Origin of the sequence: Pseudomonas sp., from assembly GCF_049300855.1 — a bacterium.
Classification (GTDB): Bacteria; Pseudomonadota; Gammaproteobacteria; order Pseudomonadales; family Pseudomonadaceae; genus Aquipseudomonas.
Genome location: NZ_JBAQKH010000028.1, coordinates 24,967 through 42,851, shown reverse-complemented (window position 1 = coordinate 42,851; position 17,885 = coordinate 24,967). Strand labels below are relative to the sequence as shown.

The 17,885-nt window shown below is 60.3% G+C and carries 14 protein-coding genes; 6 read left to right on the top strand and 8 right to left on the bottom strand.

The genetic code is table 11. From position 1 onward, the window contains the following. Positions 1 to 113 precede the first annotated feature (113 nt). Positions 114 to 614 carry a tRNA adenosine(34) deaminase TadA gene (gene tadA, locus WA225_RS14265; RefSeq protein WP_102900332.1) on the bottom strand — a complete coding sequence of 167 codons (501 nt, stop codon included), beginning with the start codon at positions 612 to 614 and terminating at the stop codon, positions 114 to 116. Further along, positions 614 to 1,990: a multicopper oxidase family protein gene (locus WA225_RS14260; RefSeq protein ID WP_422608392.1), complete on the bottom strand. Its 1,377-nt coding sequence runs from the start codon at positions 1,988 to 1,990 to the stop codon at positions 614 to 616. Before WA225_RS14260 ends, tadA begins: the two co-directional genes overlap by 1 nt. A gap of 209 nt (positions 1,991 to 2,199) precedes the next feature. Here WA225_RS14260 and WA225_RS14255 point away from each other — a divergent pair, with 209 nt between their 5' ends. Continuing rightward, complete coding sequence (locus tag WA225_RS14255) at positions 2,200 to 4,542, top strand: dermonecrotic toxin domain-containing protein (RefSeq protein ID WP_422608391.1); 2,343 nt, start codon at positions 2,200 to 2,202, stop codon at positions 4,540 to 4,542. Positions 4,543 to 4,565: 23 nt separating this feature from the next. Further along, positions 4,566 to 5,309, top strand: coding sequence for a hypothetical protein (locus WA225_RS14250; protein ID WP_422608390.1), 744 nt, complete (start codon positions 4,566 to 4,568; stop codon positions 5,307 to 5,309). 90 nt (positions 5,310 to 5,399) lie between these two features. Here WA225_RS14250 and guaA read toward each other — a convergent pair whose 3' ends face one another. The 4 genes from guaA to WA225_RS14230 all read right to left on the bottom strand — a co-directional run bounded on the left by guaA (position 5,400) and on the right by WA225_RS14230 (position 10,130). Further along, positions 5,400 to 6,977, bottom strand: coding sequence for a glutamine-hydrolyzing GMP synthase (gene guaA, locus WA225_RS14245; protein ID WP_422608389.1), 1,578 nt, complete (start codon positions 6,975 to 6,977; stop codon positions 5,400 to 5,402). Positions 6,978 to 7,076: 99 nt separating this feature from the next. Then, positions 7,077 to 8,546 carry an IMP dehydrogenase gene (guaB, locus tag WA225_RS14240; RefSeq protein WP_100845173.1) on the bottom strand — a complete coding sequence of 490 codons (1,470 nt, stop codon included), beginning with the start codon at positions 8,544 to 8,546 and terminating at the stop codon, positions 7,077 to 7,079. Between the two features lie 116 nt (positions 8,547 to 8,662). Continuing rightward, the gene (locus WA225_RS14235; protein ID WP_016984359.1) at positions 8,663 to 9,211 is read right to left on the bottom strand and encodes a sugar ABC transporter ATPase; all 549 of its coding nucleotides are present in this window, start codon (positions 9,209 to 9,211) and stop codon (positions 8,663 to 8,665) included. 151 nt (positions 9,212 to 9,362) lie between these two features. Further along, positions 9,363 to 10,130 (bottom strand): sulfite exporter TauE/SafE family protein, encoded by a 768-nt coding sequence (locus tag WA225_RS14230; protein ID WP_422608388.1) that lies wholly within the window; start codon positions 10,128 to 10,130, stop codon positions 9,363 to 9,365. A gap of 100 nt (positions 10,131 to 10,230) precedes the next feature. Between WA225_RS14230 and WA225_RS14225 the strand changes: the two genes are divergently transcribed. The 4 genes from WA225_RS14225 to leuA all read left to right on the top strand — a co-directional run bounded on the left by WA225_RS14225 (position 10,231) and on the right by leuA (position 15,622). Then, positions 10,231 to 11,175 carry a LysR family transcriptional regulator gene (locus tag WA225_RS14225; protein ID WP_422608387.1) on the top strand — a complete coding sequence of 315 codons (945 nt, stop codon included), beginning with the start codon at positions 10,231 to 10,233 and terminating at the stop codon, positions 11,173 to 11,175. A 99-nt stretch (positions 11,176 to 11,274) separates the two neighbouring features. Then, positions 11,275 to 12,654 carry an exodeoxyribonuclease VII large subunit gene (gene xseA, locus WA225_RS14220; RefSeq protein ID WP_422608386.1) on the top strand — a complete coding sequence of 460 codons (1,380 nt, stop codon included), beginning with the start codon at positions 11,275 to 11,277 and terminating at the stop codon, positions 12,652 to 12,654. Between the two features lie 3 nt (positions 12,655 to 12,657). Then, on the top strand, positions 12,658 to 13,479 hold the full coding sequence (locus WA225_RS14215) for a peptidoglycan DD-metalloendopeptidase family protein (RefSeq protein WP_422608385.1): 822 nt from the start codon (positions 12,658 to 12,660) through the stop codon (positions 13,477 to 13,479). Between the two features lie 463 nt (positions 13,480 to 13,942). Then, positions 13,943 to 15,622, top strand: a complete 1,680-nt coding sequence (gene leuA / locus WA225_RS14210) for a 2-isopropylmalate synthase (RefSeq protein WP_008082522.1) — start codon at positions 13,943 to 13,945, stop codon at positions 15,620 to 15,622. Between the two features lie 168 nt (positions 15,623 to 15,790). Here the strand turns inward: leuA and WA225_RS14205 are convergent, their stop codons facing one another. Beyond that, positions 15,791 to 16,582, bottom strand: a complete 792-nt coding sequence (locus WA225_RS14205; RefSeq protein ID WP_422608384.1) for an amidohydrolase — start codon at positions 16,580 to 16,582, stop codon at positions 15,791 to 15,793. Continuing rightward, positions 16,570 to 17,718, bottom strand: a complete 1,149-nt coding sequence (locus WA225_RS14200; RefSeq protein ID WP_422608383.1) for a pyridoxal phosphate-dependent aminotransferase — start codon at positions 17,716 to 17,718, stop codon at positions 16,570 to 16,572. Before WA225_RS14200 ends, WA225_RS14205 begins: the two co-directional genes overlap by 13 nt. Positions 17,719 to 17,885 lie beyond the last annotated feature (167 nt).

Sequence of the window (17,885 nt, the reverse complement as noted above, 5' to 3'; positions counted from 1 at the left end):
CCGGGAGAGGGAGCTGATCGTTGAGCTTTTCAAACTTGAGTTCGACTCGATAACTCAGGTCGGTGCACCTCGCCCATCCAACCCGGTCAGTCCCCTCTCCCTCTGGGAGAGGGTTAGGGTGAGGGGCTTTTCGCTCTGCGGGCGCGGAAAAACTCGGTCAGTACAGCGCCACACTCTTCAGCCAACACCCCACCTTCATACAACACCCGGTGATTCAAAAAGCCCTGGGTAAAAAACTGCCCCTGACTCTGCACAATCCCCGCCTTCGGCTCCAGCGCGCCGTACACCACCCGCGCCACCCGCGAATGCACGATCAAGCCGGCGCACATGCTGCACGGTTCCAGCGTCACATACAGCGTGCTGCCCGGCAGCCGATAGTTATCCACTGCCTGCGCCGCCGCGCGGATCGCGACCATTTCTGCGTGGGCACTCGGGTCGCTGGTGCTGATCGGGCAATTGAAGCCGCGACCAATGATTTCGCCGCCTTGCACCAGCACCGCGCCCACCGGTACTTCGCCGAGCGCTGCGCCTTGCGCCGCCAGGGTCAGGGCTTCGCGCATGAAATCGCGGTCACGGCTGCGGTCGATGATCGCCGCAGGGCGAATCTGACGCATCACTTCACCTCGATGGCGGCCATCAGGCCGGTTTCCATGTGGTCGATCACGTGGCAATGGAACATCCACACCCCCGGATTATCGGCCACCAGCGCCACTTGCGCGCGCTCGTTCTTGCCCAGCAGATAGGTGTCGGTGAAGTACGGAATGATCTTGTGCCGGTTCGACGCAATCACCTTGAAGCTCATGCCGTGCAGGTGGATCGGGTGCTGATACTGGGTCATGTTCTTCAGTTCGAAGATATAGCTCTGCCCCAGTTTCAGACTGGCAATCGGCCGGTCGGCGCAGGTCTTGTCAGTGATGTCCCAGGCCTTGCCGTTGATCTGCCACAGGCTTGGCGGCTTGCCGTTGTCGACGTTGACCGAGACCGAACCGACCCATTCAAAATTGAAGTTGAGTTTCTCGGCATTGGCCAGATCCGGCTCAGCCACCGGGTTGGCCGGCAACGCTTTCGGCCAGTCAGTCGGCGCATCGTTGTTGGCCACCGAGCGCAGCGTGCCCAGACGCACCGGGCCGTTGCGCAGCGATAGTTCTTCGCCGGCCGCCGGCGCCTTGATCGCCAGGCAAATGCGCATGCCCGGGCCCAGCCAGTATTCCTTGCCCAACGGGCGTGGCTCGATCGGGTTGCCGTCCAGCGCGTAGATCTTCGCTTCGACGCCGGGGATGTTGATGCGGTAAGTCAGCGTGTTGTCGAGGTTGAGCAAGCGCACGCGAGTGATCTGCCCGGCGGGCAATTCAATCACCGGCGTCGGCACGCCATTGATCGTCGAAAGACGCCCCGCCGTACCGCCACGCGCCGCTTCACGCGGAATGCTGAATTCGACGAAATTGCCTTCGTCGTCGATGTGCCAGTTTTTCAGGCTCAAGGTCTTTTCGTACACAAAACCGGTCGGCTCGCGTTCTTCGATGATCAGCGGTCCGACCAGCCCGCGCCCCAGCTCTTCACTGCTGCTGACGTGCGGGTGATACCAGTAGCTGCCGGCGTCCGGCACGCGGAATTTGTAATCGAAGTATTCGCCCGGCAACACCGGCAGTTGCGACACGTACGGCACGCCGTCCATTTCCAGCGGCAGGCGAATGCCGTGCCAGTGAATCGTGGTCGCCACCGGCAGATGGTTGATGAAGCGCACCCGCAGCCATTCACCCTGGCGCACGCGCAACTCGGTGCCCGGCGCCGACGGGCCGAACGCCCAGGCTTCAGTCTTGTGCCCCGGCACCAATTCAACGTCCAGCGGCGCGGCGATCAACTCGTAGTCGTGCCCCGCCTCGGCGTCAGCCATCTTGCCCAGCCAGTAACGCGACGCGCCCCCCGCTCCGACACCAACGACAACAAGACCGGCCAGGCCACCGAGGATTTGGCGACGGGTAAAGGACATGAACTCAACTACCTCACGTATCAGCGACAGACCCTGAAGGCCCGTAAAAGGCGAATACGATACACCTGCGGTTGAGAAACAGTAAGGGCGACTCAGGGCCGCACATCACCACCACCGGCGAAAGGCGACGGCGCCATACATAACTAGTGCATGACGGCGGCGCCAATCGGCGATGCTCGATCTCCGTTTTCCCATGGATGGAGCAACGCATGAACGCACCCGAACGCCGCCTGCTGCCGAACGCGACAGACAAGGCCAGCCTCAAGACAATCGCCACAACACTGGTCCAGAACTGCCCGAGCCTGCTGGAGGCAGCCCGTGAAGTGGCCAGCCAGTTACTGACCGACAAAGGCCTGTCGGGCCTCGATCCGGACCGGGTGTATTTCCACCGGTTCAGAGCCGCGCAGAGCAGCACGCAGACTTTCACTGGTTGGGAACACCTGCTGGAAAAGCCCTACGAATCGTTGACCCTCACCCAACTGGTGATCCATCGCTTTCGCGCCACCGATCAGGACAACGCAGACCTGCTGGGCCTTTACGGCGGCTTCTACTCGGACGGCCCGCAGACTGAAAACTTCAATCAGAGCAATGAAGTGCGCCTGCTCGGCAGCGAGGTGCTACAGGCGTTCTGGAACGTCGACTTCAGCACGCGCTACAACCAGCAACTGACCACGTTCTGGCAAACCTCGGCGAGCGATTTCCGCACCTTGGCCAAGTGCAATTTCCTCAGTCACGCGGTGCAGGCGCTGCAACACGGTCACCTCGACGGCAACGATTTTCAGCGCGTGCTCAACTCGGTGATCGGCCCCGTCACCTGGCCTGTCACGCTGTCCATGCTGCAAGCATTGCACCCGGTGACCGGCGATGTCCGCGCACTGGATCTCGATGGTCACGTCGCGAGCAATGTCTTGCGTCTGGTGGAGGACAGCGGCCGCCAAACCCTCTACTTGCCCGGCGAGGCCCAGGCCTTTCGGCTGATGGAGAACGAAGCGGATCTGCACTGGTGGCTGCTGGAACAGCTGAACGTGGAGAACCGGCGCAAGACGTTTCTCAATCACTTCCCGCTGGCTGACCGCGAGCAGATCACCGAAAACCTCACCACGCTGATGAACCGTCTGGTCAGCGCGTGGGGCCACAGCGATCATCAAATGGTCAATCGCAGCGACCACGCAATCAGCGGTGACGCGTTCACCTGGTTAAGCGATTCGACCCAACGCGCCATGTCGGCCGAAGCGAGCCTGTCGCTGACGTCCAACAGCGACCTGCGCAAAAAAATCTGGATGGGTTATCTGAGTGCCGGCCTCAAGGTCTTCGGGCCAATGGCGGCAGTGGGCTGGCCGCTGGCATTGCCGGTCATTGGTGCCGGCATTGCCAACATGGGGCTGAACATCGATCAGGCCATCCACGGCAGGACCGCCGCCGAGCGCAAGGCTGGCACCCTCGGCGCGATACTCAATGGCATCGAAACCGTTTTCAGCGTTCCGTTCCTGATCGCCACTGGCGAACTGCTGGAGGTGGGGCCGCAGGTGGAATTTGCCGAAGCCGAGGAAATGGCCGGGCTGATCGAGTTCACTTCGGCCAATCAACCCTTGCTGCCCGCCCTGGATCCGGCGCCGGTGGTGGAGGAGGCGCAAGTCCGGGCTGAAGAACTGCCCAACGAAATCCCCACCGAAACGACACTCACCTCGCCGACGCTGGATAGTCCGCCCAGCCCGCCAATTCCCGCCCGTTATCAATGCAACGAATTGCTTGATCGCTATACGGCAGAGACCGCTGCGGGCAAGTATCAAGGCATTTACCGCCTCGACAGCGACCCGCCCTATGCCATCACGATCGATGGCAACGCTTACTACGTGCGTTACTTCGCCGCCAGCGAAGACAGCGGAAACTGGGCCATCGTCGAACCTGAGCAGCCCAACCAGTTCGCCCGTTCATTGCCCGTACGCTTCAACGCCGCCGGACAATGGCAGCGCATGCCCGCGCTGCGCCTGCGCGGGGGCGGCCAGTGTTCGACCAAACAATGTACGCCGGACATTGAACTGCGCTCATTTACCAGGTCCTCCACGCCATCGCCGGACCTGCCTCTGGTCGAGCCGGTGCCGTCGACTTCACGTCCGCTACGCCTGGTGACCACCCTCCAGAATTTCATGGGCCTGGACATGCTCAGGTTGCGCAGGTGGGCGATGAATTTGCCGGAAGATCCGGTCGAGGTGTCCCGTGACGCCATGGGCGATATCAGCGCCGAGGAACTGTACAAAAGGTATTTCAGCCACAAGCGCACACAACTGCTGAATGAAGCCAAAGAGCATTATTCAGAGCTGAAATGGACCAACCTGCCTGCACGTCCGGCCATGCCCGAGATCAGTCATTCGATGGATATCAATGTCCTCATTGATCGCATCTTTGCCAATACCCACGGTCTGGTCGTGGGCGAAACCCTGGACCGCATCACCAGCATGCGTTTCATGATCGAAAACATGCCGGCGTTCGCCCGCCACACCAGAACGCTGTATGTGGAAGAACTGCTGAACGATTTGCCCAGGCCGACCTGAACAGTTTCTACACCTCTGGTGAGATGACCGAGGATTTACGAATTTACCTCACCGGCCTCAATACCGACCCCAATGGCGCATTCAACGCCCTGGAGCTGGTCAAGGCCGCCCGGGAAAACGACATCCGGGTTCAGGGCCTCAATAACACGGCGAATTACAAAGTGCGGGTTTCGCTGACTTCACTTGAAGAGCAAATGATGCGCACACGTCTGGCTTCGCAAGTCATGTGGGGCGATCAGATCCTCAATAAAACAGAGAGATGGGTTGCCCTGGTCAGCGCCGAGAACACCAATAACTTCCGGGATTTGCCCGGCATCAGCGAACTCAAGGGCGGCATCGGTTTACGGATTGAAGAGGCCTACCCCGCCGAAGAGGCCGGCGTCAGTGTCGACCCTGGGCTCAAGGTCGTTCGAGGCCCGTTTGACAATGGCACGACGACACGGGATTCGTTCGACTACCTCTACGCCGACCTGCGCCTGCAAATCGAAGCGCCGCCGGTGAGCTGGACCGAAGAAACGCTGGATCATCTGCTGCAACGCAATGGCACGTTCCTGTTCGAGAAAGTGCAAAACGATTACACACTGGTACGTCGCAACAGCACCGGCAGCATCGTCCGCACACCGGTCAATCAGACCCTCGACGGTCAGACCTACATCTGGTTCCAGTCCATGCCGCGCATCAGTGGCGTCATGTTCCCGGATATCGCCGCATTGGCTCAACGCCTGATCGAAATAGGCCTGAAACTGCAGAGTCGCATTCCCGTTTGAATGGGTATCAAACGGTCCTGAAACAAAAAACCCCTGGCCTGGGCCAGGGGTTTTCAGTCACTCAATGCCGGGCATCGAAGTGCAGCGGGATCACTCCCACTCAATCGTCGCCGGCGGCTTGCTCGACACGTCGTAAGTGACGCGCGAAATGCCTTCGATTTCATTGATGATGCGGCCGGAAACGGTTTCCAGCAGTTCGTAAGGCAGGTGAGCCCAACGTGCGGTCATGAAGTCGATGGTTTCTACGGCACGCAGGGCCACGACCCAGGCGTAACGACGGCCGTCGCCGACCACGCCAACCGATTTCACTGGCTGGAACACCACGAAAGCCTGGCTGACTTTGTGGTACCAGTCGGCTTTGCGCAGCTCTTCGATGAAGATGTGGTCGGCGCGACGCAGCAGGTCGGCGTATTCCTTCTTCACTTCACCGAGGATGCGCACGCCCAGGCCCGGGCCCGGGAACGGGTGACGGTAGACCATGTCGTACGGCAGGCCCAGTTCCAGGCCCAGACGGCGGACTTCGTCCTTGAACAGTTCGCGCAGTGGCTCGACCAGTTTCAGGTTCATCTCTTCCGGCAGGCCGCCCACGTTGTGGTGCGACTTGATCACGTGGGCCTTGCCGCTCTTCGCGCCAGCCGACTCGATCACGTCCGGGTAGATGGTGCCCTGCGCGAGGTATTTGATGTTTTCCAGTTTGTTCGACTGGGCATCGAAGACGTCGATGAAGGTGCGACCGATGATCTTGCGCTTCTTCTCCGGATCGGCTTCGCCGGCCAGGTTGTTGAGGAACTGCTCTTCAGCGTTGGCGCGAATCACCTTGACGCCCATGTTCTCGGCGAACATGGCCATCACTTGCTCGCCTTCGTGCAGACGCAGCAGGCCGTTGTCGACGAAGACGCAGGTCAGCTGGTCGCCAATGGCCTTGTGCAACAGCGCAGCAACCACCGAGGAGTCAACACCGCCGGACAGACCCAGCAGCACGTTGTCGGTACCGACTTGTGCGCGGATGTTGGCGATGGCGTCTTCAGCGATCTTCGACGGCGTCCACAGGGCTTCACAGCCGCAGATGTCGAGAATGAAACGCGAGAGGATGCGACCGCCCTGTTTGGTGTGGGTCACTTCCGGGTGGAACTGCACGCCGTAGTAGCCACGGTCGTCGTTGTACATACCGGCGATCGGGCAGCTCGGGGTGCTGGCGAGGATGTGGAAGTCTTCCGGCATCTTGGTGACCTTGTCACCGTGGCTCATCCAGACGTCGAGGCCGAACAGGCCGTCGGCGTCGATGTGGTCTTCGATGCCGTCGAGCAGGCGGCTCTTGCCGACCACGTCAACGCGGGCGTAACCGAACTCACGCAGTTCGGAACCTTCGACCTTGCCGCCCAGTTGCTCGGCCATGGTCTGCATGCCGTAGCAGATACCGAAGACCGGTACTCCCAGATCGAACACTGCCTGCGGGCAACGCGGGCTGTCGGCGACGTGCACGGACTCGGGGCCGCCGGCGAGGATGACGCCTTTAGGAGCGAATTCGCGGATCGCATCTTCGTCCATGTCGAACGGGTGCAGTTCGCAGTACACACCGATCTCGCGCACGCGGCGGGCGATCAGTTGGGTGTATTGCGAACCGAAGTCGAGGATCAGGATGCGGTGAGCGTGAATATCGAGGGCCATGATTCAGTCTCGTCTAAGTCATTCAGAAACAGTCGTGATTCAGAAACAACTCGGGGCTGAATCAAACAGCCCCGGTTGCTTTGCTTGTTGCTTGAAGGCTCAACCTACGCGGTAGTTTGGCGCTTCTTTAGTGATCTGCACGTCGTGAACGTGGGATTCGGCCATGCCGGCGCCGGTGATCCGCACGAATTCAGGCTTGGTGCGCATCTCTTCGATGTTGGCGCTGCCGGTGTAGCCCATCGAGGAACGCAGACCGCCCATCAGCTGGTGAATGATCGCGCTCAGGGTGCCTTTGTAAGGAACACGGCCTTCGATGCCTTCCGGAACGAGCTTCTCGGCACCTGCCGAGGAGTCCTGGAAGTAACGGTCGGAAGAACCTTGAGCCTGGGACATGGCGCCCAGCGAACCCATGCCGCGATACGCCTTGTACGAACGGCCCTGGAACAGTTCGATTTCGCCCGGCGCTTCTTCAGTACCGGCGAACATCGAGCCCATCATCACGCAGGAAGCACCGGCTACGATGGCCTTGGACAGGTCACCGGAGAAACGGATGCCGCCGTCGGCGATCAACGGCACGCCAGTGCCTTCAAGGGCAGCGGCAACGTTGGCGATGGCACTGATTTGCGGGACGCCGACACCGGCGACGATACGCGTGGTGCAGATCGAGCCAGGGCCGATACCGACCTTGACTGCGTCAGCGCCTGCTTCGGCCAGCGCCTTGGCAGCGGCGCCGGTGGCGATGTTGCCGCCGATCACCTGCACTTCAGGGAAATTCTGTTTAACCCAGCGAACGCGGTCGATCACGCCTTTGGAGTGACCGTGGGCGGTATCGACTACCACCACGTCCACGCCAGCGTTGACCAGAGCGGCGACGCGGTCACCGGTGTCTTTACCGGTACCGACCGCAGCGCCCACGCGCAGACGACCTTGATCGTCCTTGCTGGCCAGCGGGTAGGCTTTGGCTTTTTCGATGTCGTTGACGGTCATCATGCCTTTGAGGGCGAATTTGTCGTCGACGATCAGCACACGCTCGATGCGGTGTTTGTGCAACAGCTCGCGTGCTTCGTCCTTGCTCGCGCCTTCCTTGATCGTGACCAGACGCTCTTTCGGCGTCATCACTTCACGGACAGTCGCTTCCAGACGGCTTTCGAAACGCACGTCACGGGAAGTGACGATGCCGACCAGGTCGCCATCGTGCAGCACCGGAACGCCGGAAATGTTGTGCATGCGGGTCAATTCGAACAGATCACGAACCGTGGCATCTGCCTCGATGGTGATCGGATCCTTGACGACGCCGGCTTCGAACTTCTTGACCTTGCGCACTTCGGCAGCTTGCTGCTCGATGGTCATGTTCTTGTGGATAATGCCGATGCCACCTTCCTGAGCCATGGCGATTGCCAGACGGGCTTCAGTAACGGTGTCCATGGCGGCAGAAACCAGAGGAATGTTCAGCTCGATGCCACGGGTAAGGCGGGTCTTGAGACTGACTTCGTTAGGAAGTACCTCGGAATAACCGGGCACTAGGAGAATGTCGTCGAATGTCAGAGCTTCTTGGCTGATACGCAGCATCGCGGGGGCTCCCGAGCGGGAAAATGGAAGCGCGCCATTATAGTCAGACACCCCCTGCTGTTCAATGTAAAACTCAGCTTAATATCAATGTTGCTGATGTACGGGAATCCCCGGCCCTACAGCTCCACCTTGACCCAAGAGACAGGTTGATCGAGCCAATCGGCGAACTCATCGATAAAGCTTTGCTTGAAGCCCGCCTCCAGCCAGTTGTTGAAGATGAAACCAAGGTTGGAAAACGCGCACTCCTGCAAATACAGAAAGCCGTTGATGTCGTCTTCATGCCCGCATTCGGGGCAGGTGAAGTTGTCGGTGCGACCAGGGAACCACTCTTCGAGGCTTTCGAACAGTGCTTCGCCAACTTCACGACGGCACTCGGCGCAACCGGCCTCCTCGAGAAAGCCCTTGGCCGGGGTGTAGATGCAGCGTTTGGTGACGATCTCCAGGCCGTTGATTGGCTCACCAAACGGCAGCGCTTGCGGGTGCAGGACCACGGCACGCGCGCCGTCGGCAATCGCGTAAGCCATGCGGTTGCCGGTGCGGCCACAAGTGCTCAGCTCTTCCTTGATGATGTTCTTGCGCACCAGCCAGCGCACGATCGCCCGGGCCCGGGGTTCGTGGACCGGCAGGGTGGAGATTTTCGGGACGATGATGCTTTGCGAATTCATGGAAAGTCCTGCGGTGTGGCTTCTGACGCCTTCGCGAGCAAGCTCGCTCCCACAGGGAACTGTATTCCAATGCGGGAGCGACGGTGCGACGATTCGACTTGCTCGCGAAGAGGCCCTAAAGGCCGGCAGCTTAATCCCTGACGAAATCCGGTCAAGTGCTGAGGTAGCGTCCGATCAACGCCAGCCCGCTCGCCAGCACCAGCCACGTTACCAGCCGCACAAACGCCTCGCGCGACAACTTCATGCTCAACCGCCGCCCGATCCACAGCCCCAGCGCCATGGCCGGCAACAGACACAGCGCCAGCATCAACAAGGGTAGCTCGGCATACACACCGGCGATAGCGAACAGGCTCAAACGCACCACCGTGCTGCAACTGATCAGTGCACTTTGCGTGGCCCGCGCCGCGTCTTTCGGCAGCCGACTGTTCAGATAGATCGCATATAAAAAGCCGCCACTGCCAAACAACGCCCCAAACAACCCGCCTACCGTGCCCATCGGCACCGCCCACGCCGCCGACAGTTGCGCCGGCCGCGCTTTGACCCACAGGCTGTAAATCGCGTAAGCGCTGATAAACAGCCCCATCAACAGCAGCAACACATCCGATTTGAGGTTAAGCAGGAAAATCACTCCCAGCGTGCAGCCCACCGCCATGCACGGCAGTAGCCGCAATAACTCGGGCTTGGCCACATCCCGCCGCGACGGCAGCAGATTGCCGAACGCTGCGACAAAATCCAGCAACACCAGCAGCGGCACAATCTTCGACAACGGCATGAACAGAATCAGAATCGGCCCCGCCACCAGCGCGGTGCCGAATCCGGCAATGCCGAACACGATATAGGCCAGGGCGATCCCCAGCCCGATCACCGCCCAACCACCGGCGCCCCAGGTCCACTCACTCAGCAATCCCGCCACGCTCATCGATGCGCTTCCTTAATAAGCCTGCGATGACTTTAGCCAGCGTCGAGGCTTGCGACTAATATCTTCAAAGCCACCCACTCATCTCAAAAAGGCATTGCTCGTGCTGTCGACTCGTCAATTGCGCTACTTCGTGGAAATCGCCGAATGCGGCAGCTTCAGTGCGGCGGCTGAACGCTTGTTCGTTGCGCAATCGGCATTGAGCCGGCAGATCAAGGACATGGAAACACGCCTGCAAACCCCATTGTTCGAACGCACAGCGCGCCAGCCCAGACTCACGGCGGCGGGCGAAGCGTTTCTGCCGCGGGCAAGAAATCTGCTCAATGAGCTGAGTAAGGCCAGCGCCATGGCCACCGAGGTCGGCAATGGTCAGCTCGGCAGCTTGCGCCTCAGTCATTCCAGCACCGTGTCGATCAGCGGCCGTTTGCTCAGGGACATCGGCGTTTATCTGCAGCAACAACCTGGCGTGTCGCTGGACATCGGCAAGTTGTCTTCCGAGGCGCAGTTGGAGGAGTTGGCCGAAGGACGCCTCGATATCGGTCTGCTGCGCCTGCCGGTGTTGCGCCAGCGCGAAGGTATTCAGATTGTGCCGCTGTTTACTGAACGGCTGCTGCTGGCAGTTCCGATGGATCATCGATTGGCCGAGGCTGAGCGTGTTGATTTGGCTCAATTGAAGGACGAAGCGTTCATCTCGATTCCGCATCCGCAACGCGGCGGTCTGAGTTATCTGTGTGCCGATCTGTGCATGCGTCAGGGCTTTTTCCCGAAAGCGGCGCGGGTGATGTCGCGCAAGACCACCCAGCTTCAGTTGATTCAGGCCGGTTTCGGCATTGCCCTGCTGCCGAAATCCATGCAGGAAATCGCGCCGAGCGGCGTACGATTCCTGCCGCTGGCCGATACCGACTGCCAAAGCACCGTCGCCCTCGCCTATCGCCAGAACCCCACGCCGCTGATTCAACACTTCCTCCAGACATTCACCAATTCCCCCTGGGGGAGCGAGCTAGCTCGCGAAAGCGGACCGTCAGCCACTGAGGATGTCGAAGGATAAGACGCCTTCGTCGGATCGCCGCCCGGAGCAAGCTCGCTCCCACAGGGTTTTGTGCGGTGTAATGGTGATTCGGCGGCAAATGCCTTTAAACTGCGCCCCATGATTAAAGATCCCTTTGCAAGACTTGGCCTGGACCGTGAAGTCCTGACCGTCAGCCAGCTCAACGGCCGCGCGCGGGTGTTGCTTGAAGACGTGTTCAGCAACATCTGGGTCGAAGGCGAAATCTCCAACCTCGCCCGTCCGGCGTCCGGCCACATCTATTTCACCCTCAAGGACAGCGGCGCGCAGGTGCGTTGCGCGCTGTTCCGGCAGAACGCCGCGCGCGTGCGTCAGGCGTTGAAGGACGGCCTGGCGGTGAAGGTGCGTGGCAAGGTCTCGCTGTTTGAAGGGCGTGGCGACTATCAGTTGATTCTCGATACCGTCGAACCTGCCGGTGACGGCGCCCTGCGTCTGGCCTTCGATGCGCTGAAAGAAAAGCTCAGCGCCGAAGGTCTGTTCAGTGCCGAACGCAAAGTGCCGTTGCCCGCGCATCCGCAGCGCATCGGCATCATCAGTTCGCCGACCGGCGCGGTGATTCGCGACATCATCAGCGTGTTCCGCCGGCGTGCGCCGCAGGTGCAGTTGACGTTGATCCCGACTGCCGTGCAGGGCCGTGAAGCCACCGCACAAATCGTCCGCGCCCTGAAAATGGCCGACGCGCGTGGTTTCGACGCGCTGATCCTCGCCCGTGGCGGCGGTTCGCTGGAAGACCTCTGGTGCTTCAACGAAGAAGCCGTGGCCCGTGCCGTTGATGCCTGCGTGACGCCGATTGTCAGCGCGGTTGGCCATGAAACCGATGTGTCGATCAGTGACTTTGTCGCTGACGTCCGCGCGCCAACGCCATCAGCGGCTGCCGAATTGCTCGCGCCGGATTCCAGCCATCTGATCCGTCAGGTAGAGAGCCTGCATCGCCGCTTGGTGATGCGCATGCGCGACCGCTTGATGCGTGATCGCCTGCGTCTGGAAGGCATGGCGCGTCGCTTGCGCCATCCCGGCGAACGTCTGCGCCAGCAAGCGCAACGGCTGGATGATCTGGACATGCGCATGCGCCGCGCTTTCGAGCGTCATCTGAACACCCGTCGCGAACGCTTGATCCGCCTGGAGACCCGCCTCGCCGGGCAACATCCGGGACGGCAATTGGCGATGTTGCGCCAGCGCCTCGACAGCCTCGCCGAACGCCTGCCCCGCGCCATGCGTGAGGGCCTGAAAAACCGTCGTCTGCAACTGCACAGCCAGATGCAGACGCTGCACGTGGTCAGCCCGTTGGCAACGCTCGGCCGTGGTTACAGCATTCTGCTCGATGAGCGCGGCCACGCGATCCGCAACGCCGCGCAGACCCAGACTGGCCAGCGCCTGAGGGCCAAACTCGGCGAAGGCGAACTGCAAGTGCGCGTCGAAGACAATCACCTGACGCCTGTCACCCTCTCTTTACTGGACTGATCCATGCCGCGTTTTCTCGCTCCATTGTTTCTGCTGTGTCTGACCTTCAATGCCCACGCCGACAGTTACATCACCCGGCTGCTGAACAAACCGGTGCCGGGCGGCGTCGCGGTGGTTGATCTGGGCGCGGCCGCACAGGCGCCGAAAGCCACGTATCAGGGCAAACCGGTGCTGGTGGTCAAGGAACAGAACAACTGGCTGGCGATTGTTGGCGTGCCGCTAACCGTCAAACCGGGTGCGCAGCAGATCAGCAGTGGCGGGCGTAATCTGCCGTTTACCGTGGGCAACAAGAAATACCCGGAACAGCGCATCACCCTGAAGAACAAGCAACAGGTCAATCCGGATCAATCGAACCTTAAACGCATCGAAGGCGAACTGGCCGAACAGATCAAGGCGTATCGCAGCTTCAGCCCGAACACGCCGAGCAATTTGCTGTTGGACAAACCGGTCAACGGGCCGCTGTCGAGCAAGTTTGGCGTGCGTCGTTTCTTCAATGGTGAAGAGCGCAATCCGCATGCAGGCCTCGACTTCGCGGTGCCGGCGGGCACGCCGATCAAGACCCCGGCGGCGGGCAAGGTGATCCTTACCGGCAATTACTTCTTTAATGGCAACACGGTGTTTGTTGACCATGGGCAAGGCTTTATCAGCATGTTCTGCCATATGTCGAAGATTGACGTGAAGGTCGGCGATCAATTGGCGCGTGGCGAAGTGGTTGGCAAGGTGGGCATGACCGGCCGCGCGACCGGCCCGCACATGCACTGGAATGTCAGCCTGAATGATGCGCGGGTGGATCCGGCGATTTTCATTGGTGCGTTTCAACCTTAAGACAGTCGATGAACTGATGTCCCCTTCGCGAGCAAGCTCGCTCCCACAGGGATTTGTGTTGTGAACACAATCCAATGTGGGAGCGAGCTTGCTCGCGAAGGCGACCTATACAACACAGCAATACTCCATGAATTCCTAAAAACCCCGATTGCGCCCCAATCAAACCTCGCGCAAATATCACAACGATCAGCGACCTCCTGCGCAATAAAATCCCGCAAAACCCCGCTTTCCGAGTATTCCTCTCAATTTTTTTCGACTGCTTGCCATCCTCTGCCCTCGCGGTTAGGGTTGAAGGCATGAAAACCTCTCACACCCTCATTCAGCTTCGCCAGCACCGCAGCTTGTGCCTTGTCAGCGCACGACTGCCAGGCTGAATCGCGGCACCTCGTCCCACGCTGTTCCCAGAACATTCGTAACACCGGCAGGCCGCCTCTTTTCGGCCCAGACAATAAGGAATTTCCCGATGAGCATGCTCAAAGATCCGTCTTCGAAATACCGCGCGTTTCCTGTCATCAACCTGCCGGATCGCACCTGGCCGTCGAAAACCATCGACACCGCGCCGATCTGGTGCAGCTCCGACCTGCGTGACGGCAACCAGTCGCTGATCGAGCCGATGGACGCGGTGAAGAAGCTGCGCTTCTGGAAAACCCTCGTTCAGGTGGGCGTGAAAGAAATCGAAGCCTCCTTCCCGGCCGCTTCGCAAACCGACTTCGACTTCGTGCGTACCCTGATCGAAGAAGGCCACATCCCGGACGACACCACCATTCAGGTGCTGACCCAGGGTCGTGAAGACTTGATCGAGCGCACTTTCGAATCCCTGCGCGGGGCGAAGAAAGCCATCGTTCACCTGTACAACGCCACTTCGCCTTCTTTCCGTCGCATTGTCTTCAACCAGGACAAGGACGGCATCAAGGCCATCGCCGTCAACGCCGCCAAGCTGTTCGTCAAATACGCGGCGATGCAGCCGGACACCGAGTGGACCTTCGAATACTCGCCGGAAACCTTCAGCGCCACCGAGCTGGAATTCGCCAAGGAAGTCTGTGACGCGGTGATCGAGGTGTGGAACCCGACGCCTGAGCACAAGATGATCCTCAACCTGCCGGCTACCGTTGAGTGCGCAACCCCGAACATCTACGCCGACCAGATCGAGTGGTTCGGCCGCAACATCAACCGTCGTGACAGCGTGATCATCAGCCTGCACACCCACAACGACCGTGGCACTGGCGTTGCGGCTACCGAACTGGGCCTGATGGCTGGCGCCGATCGTGTCGAAGGCTGCCTGTTCGGCAACGGCGAACGTACCGGTAACGTCGACCTCGTCACCGTCGCCCTGAACATGTACACCCAGGGTCTCGACCCGCAGCTGGACTTCTCCGACATCGACGGCGTGCGCAAAGTCGTCGAAGAGTGCAACCAGATTCAGGTGCACCCGCGTCATCCGTACGTCGGCGATCTGGTGCACACCGCGTTCTCCGGCTCGCACCAGGATGCGATCCGCAAAGGCTTCTCCCAGCAGAAACCCGATGCACTGTGGGAAGTGCCGTACTTGCCGATCGACCCGGCCGACATTGGCCGCAGCTACGAGGCGGTGATTCGCGTCAACAGCCAGTCGGGCAAGGGCGGCATCGCTTACTTGCTGGAGCAGGAATACGGCATCAGCCTGCCACGTCGCATGCAGATCGAATTCAGCCAGGTCGTGCAGCGTGAAACCGATCGTCTGGGCCTGGAGATGACCGCCAAGCAGATTCACTCGCTGTTGATCAGCGAATACCTGCAAGCCAACACCCCGTACGCGCTGGTCAGCCATCGCCTGCAGGAAGAAAACGGCAACAGCAATGTTGAAGTGGAAGTGGCGAGCAAAGGTCAGGGCGAAACCAACCTGCACTGGCGCGGCAAGGGTAACGGTGCGCTGGAAGCACTGGTCGCCGGCCTGCCAGTTCCGGTGGAGATCATGGACTACAACGAACACGCGATCGGCGCCGGCACCAACGCCAAAGCAGCAGCGTACATCGAGCTGCGTGTGAACGGCGAACGTGCGGTACACGGCGTGGGCATTGATGAAAACATCACCACGGCCAGCTTCAAGGCCCTGTTCAGCGCGCTGAACCGCTCGCTGAGCCAGCCGGAGGCGAAAGCGGCGTAATCGACTGCTGAAATGCAAAAGGCCCCGGCGTGCGAACTCCGGGGCCTTTTTTTGCCTGCGATCGTTCCCACGCTCTGCGTGGGAATGCCTCAAGGGACGCTCTGCGTCCAGTGACGCGGAGCGTCACGGGCTGCATTCCCACGCAGAGCGTGGGAACGATCAGTTACCTCAGGTGAACTCGAAGGTGTCGGCGTCCAGATTCGCCGGAAACCGCTCGCGATACGCCGCCAGTGACGCCGCCTCCAAAACCACCTTGAACACACCATCCGCCTCCCCCGCCGCCAGCAAGGTTTCGCCCTGGAAATCCAGCACCTGACTGTCACCGGTATAGGCAAAACCTTTACCGTCAGTGCCAACGCGATTCACCGCCGCCACATAGCAAAGGTTCTCGATCGCCCGAGCCGGCAACAGTCGGTTCCAGTGCAACCGTCGCGCACCCGGCCAATTGGCGGTGTACAGCAGCAGATCGGTGTCCTGGGCATCGCGACTCCACACCGGGAAACGCAGGTCGTAACAAATCAGCGGACGCACACGCCAGCCCTTGAGCTCGAACTGCACCTGGCGTTCGCCGGGGGTGTAGTGGTTGTGCTCGCCGGCCATGCGGAACAGGTGACGCTTATCGTAATGCAGTACTTCGCCGTCCGGTCGCGCCCACAGCAGGCGATTACGATGGCTGCCGTCTGCCGCCTGAATAATCACGCTGCCGGTAATCACCGCATCGAGTTTCGCCGCCTGAACCCGCAGCCATTTACTGGTCGGGCCATTCTCGGCTTCGGCGAGGGTCTCGGACTCCATGGAGAATCCGCTGGTGAACATTTCCGGCAGGATGATCAGATCCGCCCCGCGCGCCTGCTCCAGCAGCGCATCGAAATGCTCGAGATTCGCCTGGCGGTCATGCCAGGCCAGGGTGGTCTGGATCAGCGCCAGGTTGAGATCGGGTAACGCACTCAGATCACGCATAGTTTCGCCGCCGCTTCACGCAGCGTCTCCTCGCGTTTGGCGAAGCACAAGCGCACCAGGCGCTGGCCTTCGGGTGGATTCTGGTAGAACACCGACACCGGGATACTGGCCACGCCATGCTCGCGGGTCATCCACATCGCCATCTCGACGTCGTTCAAATCGGGACGGATCTGCGAGTAATCGACCAGTTGGAAATACGTGCCGGTGACACGGCTGAAGGTGAAGCGTGATGGTGCCAGCAAATCGCAGAACAGATCGCGTTTGGCCTGATAGAAACCCGGCAACTCTTCGACGTGCTCCGGGTGCTCGGCCATGTAATCGGCCAAGGCGTATTGCAGCGGCGTGACGCCACAGAAACTGACGTACTGATGGACTTTGCGCAGTTCCGCAGTCAGGGCTGGCGGCGCGACGACGTAGCCGGTTTTCCAGCCCGTGACGTGATAGGTTTTACCGAACGAGCTGACCACGAAGGCGCGCTGATACAACTCTTCATGGGCCAGCACACTGACATGCGGCACGCCGTCGAACACCAGATGTTCATAGACTTCGTCGCTGATCAGGTAGATGTCGCGACCACGGATCAATTGCGCCAGTTGATCGAGTTCGTCGCGGGTGATCAGGGCGCCGCTCGGGTTGTGCGGGGTGTTGATGACGATCATTTTCGTGCGCGGGCTCAGGGCCGCTGCGAGTTGCTCGAAATCGATGGAGAAGTCATCCGGGTTCAACTGCACATGCACACAACGACCGCCCGCCAACTCTGTCGCCGGTTCGTAGCTGTCGTAGCACGGATCGAACACGATGACTTCGTCGCCGCTGTGGATAACCGCCTGAATCGCACAGAAGATTGCCTGGGTCGCGCCCGGCGTAACCGTTACTTCGCTGTCGGCATTGACCTGCACGCCATAGCTGCGAACGATTTTCGCCGCAATCTGCTCGCGCAGCGCCGGCAGACCGGTCATTGGCGAATACTGGTTATGACCACTGGCAATATGCCGACCCACCGCATCGCGCAGCGACTGCGGGCCGTCGAAATCCGGAAAACCCTGGGACAGGTTGATCGCGCCGGTTTGCGCCGCGAGCTGAGACATCTGCGTGAAAATAGTGATGCCGACATTCGGCAGCTTACTGGTGATCATCGGGGGTTCCCTGCTCAACACCCGGCTCTGACGACGGCGCGGGAGAGCCCGAGGATAGCCCATCCGGCGCCCATAAAAAAAGGGCGCCGGATGGCACCCTTCTCTCAAGTTGATCGTTCCCACGCTCTGCGTGGGAATGCAGCCTTGGACGCTCTGCGTCCGCCGCT